Source organism: Cupriavidus sp. 21MJTG02-4 (genome assembly GCF_057798975.1).
On sequence record NZ_JBYOJP010000019.1, the window covers coordinates 35,829 to 47,605 of the forward strand.

Below are 11,777 nucleotides of genomic sequence, written 5' to 3' on the forward strand. Positions count from 1 at the left end.
TCGGAACTATACAAGATGTCAGCACCTGCAAGGTTTCGGCGATGAAACGGCCGAGAAATGCTGACGACGATGCCGCCAGCACCCCGTTGCACAGGCGCCTGTCGAAAGGCATGTCGTTACCGGGGACTCGGCCGCTGGTTGGCAACCTATGAGTTCAGGCAGCCGAAGAAGTTTGCGAGCGATCTCGCCGAGTCGGGACTTCCAGCGCCTCGCGCCGGCCCGTTGGAATGTTCATGTTTCTCGGCTGAACTCCTTCAAGCCGTCAGATGATCTGCTCGTCGGAAATTCGCTTCTTCATCGAGTTCTCCGCTCCAAGAATACGATAAATCACTTGCGAAGTTGCCACACGATTCGTCTTCGGTCCACCCCGCCCACGGCTTGAATCCACGATTGGCACCCCAGTGCGACAGGGCGCCGCCATCAAAATTGCTCGGGCGATATGGGTTGCCGTCCGGCGGAGCAATGCTTTGCCCTGTCGAGGGGCCTCGGTGCAAAACCTAAGCTTTCCAATGCACCGGGCGCATGCCGCCGCAAAGCTGCCCAAGCAATGTGGCCGGCCTCCAGTATCCGTATGCATCACCGCGCTGCCCAGCGTAGTGCGCCAGTCGCTGGGCGATGACGTCCCACCCGATGCTGTCAGCCATCCACATCGGTCCGCCACGGAAGTCCGGGAATCCATAGCCAGCCACCCAGACCACATCGATGTCGCCGGGGCGGTACGCGATTCCCTCTTCTAGTATCTTCAGCCCCTCGTTGATGAGGGGATACAACATCCGCTCTGTGATCTCTTCGCGGCCAATGTTCTGGCGGCGCGCGATTCCGTGCTGGTCTGCCAGTTGCTCCGCGATGGCCTTGACCTGCGGATCGGGCGAGGGCGACCGGCCTTCATAGCGATAGTAGCCTGCACCGGCTTTCTGACCGTGACGGCCCATTGCGAATAGCTTCTGCACAAGCGCCCGATAGCCCGGATCGTCCGGTAGCCCACCGGCCTTGCCGTACTCGATGACGGTCTTGGCCCCCACATCCACGCCGGCCATGTCCAGCATGCGGCACGGGCCCATTGCGAAGCCCAGCGATTCCACCGCAGCGTCCACGTCAGCGGGTTCGGCCCCTTCCATGATCAGGAACTCGGCCTCGCGCATGTAGACCTCGGCCATGCGATTACCAATGAAGCCGTAGCACACACCTGAGACCACGGGCACCTTGCCAATCGTGGTGGCCAGCTTCATTACGGTCGCCAATACATCTGGCGCGGTGGCGGCGCCCCGTACTACCTCGAGCAGTCGCATCACGTTGGCCGGGCTGAAGAAATGCATGCCCACAACGTCAGCTGGCCGGCCGGTGGCCTGCGCCAGCACGTTCACGTCCAGCGTGGAGGTGTTGGTGGCGATGATGGCGCCGGGCTTGGCCACGGCGCCCAGCTTGGCGCAGATCTCCTGCTTGAGCGCCATGTTCTCGAACACGGCCTCGACCACCAAATCGCAGTCGGCTAGCGCGGCGTAGTCGAGCGCGCCCTGCAGCAGGCTCATCCGCTCGTCCACTTGCCCGGCTGTGAGCCGGCCCTTTGCGGCACTGGCCTCGTAGTTCTTGCGCACCAGACCCAGGCCGCGCTGCAGCGCGGCGTCGGACACCTCGATGATGACGGTAGGAATGCCGGCGTTGGCGAAGTTCATCGCGATGCCGCCGCCCATCGTGCCGGCACCGACGATGCCGACCTTGCGGATGGGACGCAGCGCCGCATTGCGCGGCAGGCCGGGGATCTTGGCCGCCTCGCGCTCGGCGAAGAACAGGTGGCGCAGCGCTCTCGACGAGGGCGTGGGCAGCAGGCGCGCGAACTCGGCGGCCTCGACGGCCTCGCCCTCGGCGAACGGCAGTTCCTGGGCCGCGCGCACGCAGCGCACCGCCGCCGCGAGTTGGGGCCAGCCGGGCCTTTTCGCCGCTGCGGCCTCGGCCTTCGCCAGCGCCTCGGCAGGCGCAGGCGACACGTCAAGTTCGCTGGTGCGCCGGACCGGCGATTCTGTCGCCAGCAGTGCTTCGGCGGCCGCCAGGCCAATGTCACGTGGCTCACCCTCGGTGACCGTATCGACCAGGCCGGCCCGCAGGGCCTGTTGCACGCCAATCATGCGGCCCGTGGTGACCAGCTCCAGGGCCAACTCGGCTCCCACGAGGCGGGGCAGGCGCTGTGTTCCGAGCGAACCGGGGATGATGCCAATCTTCACCTCGGGAAGGCCCAGACGCGTGCCGGGACGGGCGACCCGGTAGTGGCAGGCCACTGCCAGTTCCAGCCCGCCGCCGAGCACGGTGCCATGCAGCGCTGCAATCACCGGCCGCGCCTGGGCCTCCAGGCGCGCCAGCACCGTGTTGAAGGGTTTGGCGGAGAAACCAGCAGGATCCTCGAACGAAGCGATGTCGGCACCGGCAACAAAGGTACGCCCTGCGCAGTAAAGCACCACGGCGTCAAGGTGATCCGCCGCCTCGAAGCGGTCCAGGGCTTCGGCCAGGCCGGTGATGAATGGGCCAGAGATGGCGTTGACGGGGGGGGTGTCGATCAGAATCAGGCCGATACGGCCTTCTTGTGTGAAGGTAATGGGTGATGTCATGGCAGCAAGCAGCGGGCGGTTCAATTGATGGCCAAGTAGCTGGAGCCGGGCGGAAGCGGTGCCAGCGGATCGACGAAGATGTCGGCCAGCAATGGGCTGGTAGGATCGTTGCGGTAAAGATCGAAGTTGGAGATGCCTTCGTCGGCCAATACCTCGTCGTCGTGTACGAAGCGGCCAGTGAAGCTGCGCGAGGGGCGGCAAAGGATAGCGTAGGCCGCGTCGGCCATGATCTCCGGGTTGCGAGACTGCCGTAGCATGTCGTCTCCGCCAAGCGCGAACTCCACCGCAGCAGTCGCCACGGTGGTGCGCGGCCAAAGCGCGTTGCAGGCGATGCCGGCCTCACGCAGTTCCTCAGCCAGCCCGAACATCACCATTGACATGCCGTACTTGGACATCGTGTAAGGCAAGTGCTGCGCGAACCAGTCGGCGCGCATGTTCAACGGCGGCGATAGTGCCAGGATGTGCGGGTTGCTGCTGTGGCGCAGGTAGGGAATGCAGGCGCGGGACGTGACGAATGTGCCACGCATGTTGATCTGCTGGATCAGATCGAAGCGCCTTAGATCGATGTCCTCGGTTTTTGCCAGGTTGATGGCCGAGGCGTTGTTGATGCAGACGTCGATGCCGCCGAAGCGCTCAGCGGTCTGGGTCACAGCTGCTTGGACCTGTTCTTCGTCGCGCACGTCCACTACCAGCGGCAGGGCTTGACCGCCAGCCTTCACGATCTCTTCGGCCGCGGTGTAGATGGTGCCGGGCAATTTTGGATGCGGCTCGGTGGTTTTCGCTGCGATGGCCACGTTGGCCCCGTCTCGCGCGGCCCGTAGCGCGATCGCAAGTCCGATGCCCCTGCTTGCACCGGTGATAAACAGGGTCTTGCCCGCCAGGGGCTTCTTGACGCCGCTCATGCCACCACCTCGAACAGTCCGGCTGCACCCATTCCACCGCCCACGCACATTGTGACCACCACGTACTTGGCGCCGCGCCGACGCCCCTCGATGAGTGCGTGACCCACCAGCCGAGCTCCCGTCATGCCATAGGGGTGCCCCACCGAAATGCCACCGCCGTTGACGTTGTAGCGCTCGGGATCGATGCCCAGTTTGTCACGGCAGTACAGCGCCTGACACGCAAAGGCCTCGTTCAACTCCCAAAGACCGATGTCGTCGACCGACAGGCGGTGTTGTTTGAGCAGCTTGGGTATGGCCAAAACCGGGCCAATTCCCATCTCTTCCGGCGCCAGGCCTGCCACGGCAATGCCGCGATAGATGCCCAGCGGCTTGAGGCCGCGCTGCGCCGCCAGCGCGTCGTCCATCAGCACGCAAGCGGAAGCCCCGTCGGACAGTTGGCTGGCGTTTCCGGCAGTGACGCTCCCCCCCTCAATTACCGGCTTGAGCGCGGACAGGCTCTCCAGCGTGGTTTCGGGGCGGTTGCCCTCGTCCTTGGTCAGGGTCATCTCGCGGTAGCTGACAGCCTGGGTTTCCTTGTCCACCACGGCCATGTGTGAGATCAGCGGCACGATTTCGTCGTTGAAACGGCCCGCCTGCTGCGCGGCTGCCGTGCGCTGCTGCGACTGCAGCGCATAGAGATCCTGCGCCTCGCGGCTGATCCCGTACTTGTTCGCCACGAACTCGGCTGTCAGCAGCATGGGCATGTAGGCGTGCGCCGCCTTGGCCTTGACCGCGGGGTCGGCTTGCGCAGAAGCCCAGTCAAAGTATTGCTTCTGCACCGCGGAGATGTTCTCCTGGCCGCCCGCAACCACAACCCGCATGCCGTCCACGATGATCTGCTTGGCTGCAGTGGCCACCGCCATCAGGCCGGATGCACACTGCCGATCTATCGTTTGGCCGCTGACGCCGACACCCAGTCCGGCGGCGAATGCGCCGTTGCGCGCCAGGTTCATACCCGCGGTGCCGGCGGCCAGCACCGTACCGACCACCACGTCGTCGATCTCATCCGCAACGACGCCGCTGCGCGCCACGGCATGTTCGATGGCATGGCCCAGTAGCGTGGGTGACTTGATGGCATTGAATGCCCCTTTGTAGGAGCGGCCGATGGGGGTGCGCGCAGTGGAAACAATGACGGCTTGACTCATGAGGTTTGCAATCGATTTTGGGAGGAAGGGAGTGCGACGCGGTTCAAGCGAACCAGTCGTCGTGCATATCGAACGCGCTGCGATCAACTTGCGCGAGTAAGGTCCATTGGGCTTCGGTCTGGGGAAGCTCCCACTGGAAAAAGTAGCGCATGGCCTGCAACTTGCCACAGTAGTGGTCCGTCGCTTCCACGGTGGCGCCCGGCAATGCAAGCGTCGCCACGTACCCTTGCTGCAGCCAGATCCACGCCAGAGCCACGCGGCCGAACGCATCGAGGTACACGGTCGCATTGGCTAGCGCCAAGTCCGGCTCGCTGCGCTGCAGTCCCACCAACTGGTCACTGATCCCCGCCAACCGATCCAAAGAAGCACTCAATGCGCGTGCCTCGTCCTTGAGTCCGACCTCGGCTGCACGCTGCGCGTCGCGCCGCACGATGTCGATGAACTGCCGCAGCCCGGCGCCCTGTTCCATCACCACCTTGCGTCCCAACAGGTCGATGCCGTGGATGGCTTCAGCCCCTTCGTGGATCATGTTCAGGCGCTGGTCACGATAGAGCTGCTCCAGGGGATAGTCGCGTGTATAGCCTGCGCCGCCTAGCACCTGGATCGCCATGTCGTTGGCAGCCGCGCCATAGCGCGCCGGCCAAGACTTGACCACAGGCGTGAGCACGTCCAACAGCCGTCGGGCGTCGCCGCGCGCGACCTCGTCCGGATGTGTATGCTGATCCTCGAACAGATGGCAGGCGTACAGGCAGAGGGCCAAGCCTCCTTCCGCATAGGCCTTTTGCGCCAACAGCAGACGGCGCACGTCGGCGTGCTCGATCAGCCTGACCTGTGGTGACAGCGGATCTTTGCTCGACGGTAGCCTGCCCTGTGGGCGTTCGCGAGCGTAGTTGAGCGACTCGCTGAAGCCTCGCCAGGCAATGCTAGACGCCATGACGCCCACGCCGATGCGCGCCTCGTTCATCATCTGAAACATGTGCGCCAGGCCTTGGTGCTCGCGGCCGACCAGCCAACCCACTGCGCCATCCGTCTCGCCGAACGACAGCACGGCGGAGGTGGTGTTGCGCCACCCCATCTTGTGAAGCAGACCGGCCAATGCTACGTCGTTGCGTGCGCCGGCACCGCCGTCTTCACCGGGCAGAGTCTTGGGCACCAAAAACAGTGAGATGCCCTTGACGCCCGCCGGCGCGCCCTGAATGCGTGCCAGCACCATGTGCACGATATTCTCTGTCAGGTCCTGGTCGCCCCCGGAGATGAACATCTTCTGACCGAAGATGCGGTAGCTGCCATCGGCTTGCGGCACTGCCGTGGTCTTGATATCCCCCAGCGCCGAGCCCTGAGACGGTTCCGTCAGAGCCATCGTACCCGCGAAGCGACCATCGCCCATCGGCGCCAAGTAACGGTCCTTCAAGGCATCGCTGCCGAAGCTGCGCAGCAGATTGGCCGCGCCGATCGTGAGCATTGGGTAAGCCGCCGTGCCTACGTTGGCTGCATAGAAGGCGCTCATCGCGGCGCGCAATACCACCTCCGGCAGTTGCAGGCCACCTTCTTCGTTGTCCCAGTGCGCGCTCATGAAGCCCGCATCCGCCACGGCTTTCCAAGCGGTCGCAGTGGGTTGAATCAGTTTGGCTTTTCCGCCTATGAATTGTGGCTCGTGCTCGTCACCGTCACGAAGGTGCGGCGCCAGCAGCTCCTCGGCCAGCTGACGTGCCGTCTCTAACGTCGCGTCGAACACCTCGCGTGAATGATCGGCGTAACGCTCGCGCTGCAGCAGGGACTCGGTGTCCAAAAACTCATAGAGCAGAAACGAGAGCTCGCGCTCGCTGATGGTGGCGGCCATGAAACGTTATCTCCGTGATTGAAATAGGAATGCGGGCGCTTGCTCGGCATTTTTGTGGCGGGGTGTTTGCTGATGGCTGCGCCTAAGCTCCGTGAAAGAGCGCAGGCGCGCGCGCATAGAACCCATCCACACCAGCCCGAAAGTCTTGTGTGCCCGCGCAGTACACAAAATCTTGTGCTTCTGCTGACAACTGCTCTTGCAGTGTGCGATTCATGGAGCTGCGAATGAGCCGCTTCATCGCCCCATAAGCCAGCGTTGGGCCGCAGGCGAGGCGTTCGGCGATGGCGTCGGTTGCCGCGTCAAGATCGGCGGCCGGTACGACCCGGTTAATGAGCCCCAGGCGCAGGGCTTCATCTGCCAAGAACGGCTCGCTGAGTAATGCAATCTCCAGTGCCTTTCGAGTGCCTACAAGACGCGGCAGCGCCCACGAAGCACCCACGTCGCAGCTCGTGCCTAGATGTATGTAGGCGAGATTGAACTTTGTGCTTTCGGCCGCTAGTACGTAGTCTGCCATGAGCATCAGGCTCAGGCCCGCACCAGCTGCAACGCCGTGTACCTGAGCTATTACGGGAGCGTTCATGCCCATGAGCAGGGGCAGCGCTTCGTTGAGCAGCGTGAGCAGCTCAGTGGCGCCCTGCACTGGGTCGGCACGCAGCGTGGCCAGGTCACCACCCGCCATGAAGCCCCGGCCATTTCCGCGTAGGACAACGGCGCGCACGGTGTGGTCGGCGGCGATGGTCTGCACGGCCGCCAAAAGGGCCCGGGCCAAGGGTACATCGATGGCGTTGATTGTATCGGGCCTGTTAAAGCGCAGTGTGGCAATAGCGCCCCGCCGTTCAAGCAGGAGAGGAGGCAAGGTATCGGTGGCGGTACGAGTCATATTAGATAGTTTTCAAGAATTCTTGTCGCAAAAATTGGTAGGCCGCGCTGGGGTGGCCGAGCCCCAGACCAGTGAGAAAACGCTTCACCTTGATGCCGACCGAATACGCTGCCGCGCCACAAGCGGAGCATCAGCAGCCCAGCGGCGATGGACGGCACGGTTAATATCGCGCCCCAGAACAAACTGGGCGCAAGGAACGTATCGCTGATCATGGTGGAATTCCTCAGCTTGAAGCGGATAAGCGGCGCTAGTCGGCCGTGCAGTTCGCTTCCCGCAGGCTTTTCTCAAGCTGCTTCCAGCAAAGGGCGGATCATGGTGCGCTCTCTATCGTCTCGCCGACCAGGCCCGAGGTGAGCGGCGCAGCGGGTGTGTCGGCGTTCCAAGTACGTCTGGATTCATGTGTTGCCTACCTTCTAGATACCTCAACCATAGCGTCTATATCCCTATCCGGTTCCCCGCCACTTTGGCGGGGGGGTGTTACCGGATGGTCAAGTATTTCGAAGCGACTTATAAAGTTTGGCAGTAGGGAATGGAGACTAAGGAGGTCTCCCTGCAGCCATATAACAATCATCAATGGAGATCCTTGAGCATGAAAAAATCGCTAATCGCGCTGGCAGCATTGGGCGCGTTTGCCGGTGCGGCACAAGCACAATCGAGCGTGACGCTTTACGGCGTGGTGGACGCCAACATCGAATACGTCAACAACGTTGGTGCTGTACCCGTTGCCGCAAACGGCTTCAATCGCGGCCCGGCCCATTCCGTTACCCGTATGGATGCGGGCGGCCTGTCCGGCTCGCGCTGGGGCCTGCGCGGCACTGAGGATCTCGGCGGCGGCCTGAAGGCCGTGTTCGTGCTCGAAAGCGGCTTCAGCAGCGACAGCGGCGGCCTGCAGCAAAGTGGCCGCCTGTTTGGTCGCCAGTCCTTCGTGGGTCTGCAAAGCGATAGCGTTGGGCAGTTCACCTTCGGCCGCCAGTACGTCTCGATGTTCGACGCCCTGGCCAACTTCTCGCCGACTGCCTACGCCACCCAGTACGAACCTGTGGTGCTGCAGCAAGGCCCGAACTACCGCGAAGACAACACCATCAAGTACACGGGCAAGTTTGGTCCGTTCACGGCGGGGGCCCACTGGTCGTTCGGCACTGGCGTAGCCTTGCCGGCTACGGTTGGCGTGGCAACTCCGATCGGCGGCAACGGTGAAGTCCCGGGCGCGTTCCGGCGCGATACGGGCTACGGTGCGGCTGTCACCTACCTTGCAGGCCCGTTCGGCGCAACCGTTGGCTACGACCAGTGGAATCCGACCATCGGTACCGGCAACGGCACCGTCAAGAAGGCTTCGGTCGCAGGAAGCTATTCGTGGGGTCCGGCCAAGATCATGGGCGGCTACCGTTGGGGCCAGCAAAAGAACAACGTAGACGTGCTGATCCAGCGTGACGACTTCTACTGGATCGGCGCCAACTACCAGGTCACCCCGTCCGTCGGCCTGACGCTCGAGTACAACTACGACAACATCAAGAGCCTGTTCGGCGACACGCACGTTGCCAACCCGTGGCAAATCGCCTTCATTGCGAGCTACTCCTTCTCCAAGCGTACCGATGTCTACCTGAGCACGGCCTACGCCAGGAACGCCGGCCTCACGATGGAATCGCTGGCAACCACGTACGCCACCAGCCTTTCCCTTGGCAACAGCTATGCGCTGGCCAATGGCCAGAGCTCGATGCTCGGCGCTGCCATCGGTATCCGCCACAAGTTCTGAGTGCACTTCGTTTGAATGAAGAGGGCCCCATCGGGTGTAATGCCGTTCAGTCAAGGTCCGTCTTGGGGTGATCGTACTATCGGTGCGAAATCTGGCGGTTGGTCACCAAAAATTCATACAGATCAATGGTTTGCAAGAACAGCTGCCGCACAAAGTGCGGACGGCCACGAAGCCTTGCTGCAAGCGGCTCCCCGGCTGGCTACCGCCAGATGTCGAGTAGCGCACGGGAATCGCACCCGCACGACCGGGTGACCGGAGGCAGTCACCCGCCTCCGGTTCCCACAGAACGTAGCGTGCGGATTTCCCGCACTACGCTCTTCAGCAGTTGATTCACAGCACCGCGATAGCTTGCAACGCCCGATAGGGAAGATGCAGCTTTGGTCGCATTAATGGGAACCGCTTCTTGATTTCCTGGAATGCCTCCCAGGTGATGCCGCCTGAACGACTCCGGCTACTCAGCATTTTGCGCCAGTAACGCTCCACTGCTCTATGTACCTTCTGCAACGCCCGGAAGTTCCCGGCAATGCCATAGTAGGCGTAGTGGCCGCGTAATACCCGATTGAGCTTTTCAGCTTGCTCTCGAATCGATAAATGCCTCACTTGCCGCATCAGGTCTTGCAAGCTAGCCAGACTACGCCGGAGTCGAGACTTTTCCGTACGCATCCCTATCTTGAAATTGCCTTTCAGGTTGCGCGTGCAGTACAGGGTGAAGCCCAGAAAGTAAATCGTCTCTGGACGCCGCTTCCCGTGATGGCTTGCGTACCGTTGTGCAAAACGACCAAATGCCACGAGCTTGGTTTTGGTCGGTTCGAGCGCCAGACCAAATCTCTCCAATCGTTTGCGCAGGGCATCCTGAACACGAAGTGCATCGGCCTGATTTTGGAAACACATCACAAAATCGTCGATATAGCGCACCAGATAAGCCTCGCCCTGCAGGTGACGCTTGACCACACGTTCAAACCACAGGTCAAGTACGTAATGCAGATACACGTTGCTCAAAAGGACACTAATCGAACCGCCTTGCGGGGTCCCCTCTTCGTTTTGATGCACCTTCCCATCTTCCAGAATGCCTGCTTTCAGCCAGCGCCGGATCAGACTGATCAAGCGCGGATCCCCGACTCGGTGCTCAACAAACCGGAGTATCCACGAATGATCCAGACTCCCGAAGAAGTTCTTCAAATCCGCCTCCAGCACCCAACTAACCTTGCCACCGGCAATCACTTCATTGAGAGTTGCCAATGCCTTGTGAGCACTCCGCTCCGGTCGCCCGCCAAATGAACACGGCAGAAAATCCTGTTCATAGATGGCGGACAGAACCTCGGCGGCGCTTCGCTGGAGCGCCCGATCAGCGACAGTCGGCACACCCAACGGGCGCATCTCCTGCTTGCCGGGCTTGGGGATATACACACGCCGGATATTGGGCGCCTGATATCCCCGGCGGTGGACAGATTGAAGCATCGGCTCAATCCAGCCATCAAAGCTCTCCTTCGCCTCCGCTACCTTCTGGCCATCCACCCCTGCGGCCGAGTGGCTCGGAATCTTCCACAGATTCGCCCACACCCGGTCCTTCGTGATGTAATGGGCCAACGAGGTAAATCGGAGGGCTGGTTCACACCGAGCTTTCGCTGCTACTCGTTCGAGTCCCGTTTCCATGGCCGGTGATTCTTCTCTTTGCATAAAAGACCTTATCTCCCTTTGTATGGAGTCCATGTTGCCCACGAACGATTCAACTTCTGCTGGCCGCTTCCCCATGTAATCGGTTCTCCCGACCTCGGAGTACTATCAGCCAGTCTGACTTCCGTCAGGTCATCAGGCCGTTCTACCTTCTCGGCTCGTCTGGCCTTACAAGCAGACATCGCTTGAACCTGACGGATCTCCCTTGTTCACATAAAATCCTTCGGTTGCATGCTGGCGGTACGAACCCCGGAAGCACCCCAGTACACTTGCCATGACGTGTACCGGAATTCCGCCTTCCCCATAGAGAGATAGAGTCGGCTACTTCGACCACGATCGATTTCGGGGCTATCTTTCCGTTCACTGATGTTCCGGCCTACAACCTCCCTGTCTACGCTTCGCAGTGACCGTTACCGGGCACCACGCAAGACTCGGTACGCGGCTGCTGGCTAGGCTTTGCCGCGGCTGCCATTTCAGGCAACTGAATTTCATGCGCTTGCAAGGCGCAACCCTCACAGATCCGGACATGAACCTCTCGATTCATCCGGCTCTTATCGTCCACCGTCGTCTACATGGCCCAGTGCGCGAACAGGCGCGGCTGTCGAGACTTGACGTCCTTCAGCCAGGCCGCTGCACGCACCTTGCGACCATGAAGATGTTTGTATTTCCGCTGGGCCCAGCGGACCAACGCAGCGTCAACCGAACGCAGCACCTGCACCAGCGCAGACCGATAGAACCGACCGTAGTACAGATTGTTCTTCAGATCTGCCTCGAATTCCCTCATCGACTGTCCGTCCACGCCCGCCGCCCCACGGTTGGCCTTCACCTGTTGATACGCTTCCCACACTTCACGTTTGGAAATACAAAACGGCTTTGCTTTATCCACGCAGGTCCTCCCCTCTGGGGTCTTCCGCAATTTGTGTGACGACGGCGAACTCGCTTGG

General features: G+C 61.5%; 9 protein-coding genes. 1 reads left to right on the plus strand and 8 read right to left on the minus strand.

The window, feature by feature from the left end; translation table 11 throughout:
- Window positions 1–497: 497 nt before the first annotated feature.
- The 6 genes from AC3FKH_RS28690 to AC3FKH_RS28715 all read right to left on the minus strand — a co-directional run bounded on the left by AC3FKH_RS28690 (window position 498) and on the right by AC3FKH_RS28715 (window position 7,618).
- Complete coding sequence (locus tag AC3FKH_RS28690; RefSeq protein ID WP_488679091.1) at window positions 498–2,600, minus strand: 3-hydroxyacyl-CoA dehydrogenase NAD-binding domain-containing protein; 2,103 nt, start codon at window positions 2,598–2,600, stop codon at window positions 498–500.
- A 20-nt stretch (window positions 2,601–2,620) separates the two neighbouring features.
- Window positions 2,621–3,502, minus strand: a complete 882-nt coding sequence (locus AC3FKH_RS28695; RefSeq protein WP_488679092.1) for an SDR family oxidoreductase — start codon at window positions 3,500–3,502, stop codon at window positions 2,621–2,623.
- The gene (locus tag AC3FKH_RS28700; RefSeq protein ID WP_488679093.1) at window positions 3,499–4,686 is read right to left on the minus strand and encodes an acetyl-CoA C-acyltransferase; all 1,188 of its coding nucleotides are present in this window, start codon (window positions 4,684–4,686) and stop codon (window positions 3,499–3,501) included. Before AC3FKH_RS28700 ends, AC3FKH_RS28695 begins: the two co-directional genes overlap by 4 nt.
- Before the next feature lie 43 nt (window positions 4,687–4,729).
- A complete protein-coding gene (locus tag AC3FKH_RS28705) occupies window positions 4,730–6,526 on the minus strand; it encodes an acyl-CoA dehydrogenase (RefSeq protein WP_488679094.1) in 1,797 nt (598 codons plus the stop codon).
- A gap of 82 nt (window positions 6,527–6,608) precedes the next feature.
- Complete coding sequence (locus tag AC3FKH_RS28710; RefSeq protein ID WP_488679095.1) at window positions 6,609–7,406, minus strand: enoyl-CoA hydratase/isomerase family protein; 798 nt, start codon at window positions 7,404–7,406, stop codon at window positions 6,609–6,611.
- Entirely contained in the window at window positions 7,403–7,618 is a 216-nt protein-coding gene (locus AC3FKH_RS28715; protein ID WP_488679096.1) for a hypothetical protein, read from the minus strand. Before AC3FKH_RS28715 ends, AC3FKH_RS28710 begins: the two co-directional genes overlap by 4 nt.
- A gap of 377 nt (window positions 7,619–7,995) precedes the next feature.
- Here AC3FKH_RS28715 and AC3FKH_RS28720 point away from each other — a divergent pair, with 377 nt between their 5' ends.
- Complete coding sequence (locus AC3FKH_RS28720; protein ID WP_488679097.1) at window positions 7,996–9,159, plus strand: porin; 1,164 nt, start codon at window positions 7,996–7,998, stop codon at window positions 9,157–9,159.
- A gap of 330 nt (window positions 9,160–9,489) precedes the next feature.
- Here the strand turns inward: AC3FKH_RS28720 and ltrA are convergent, their stop codons facing one another.
- Entirely contained in the window at window positions 9,490–10,836 is a 1,347-nt protein-coding gene (gene ltrA / locus AC3FKH_RS28725; RefSeq protein WP_488679098.1) for a group II intron reverse transcriptase/maturase, read from the minus strand.
- A gap of 565 nt (window positions 10,837–11,401) precedes the next feature.
- Window positions 11,402–11,719, minus strand: a complete 318-nt coding sequence (locus AC3FKH_RS28730) for a hypothetical protein (protein WP_488679099.1) — start codon at window positions 11,717–11,719, stop codon at window positions 11,402–11,404.
- Window positions 11,720–11,777 lie beyond the last annotated feature (58 nt).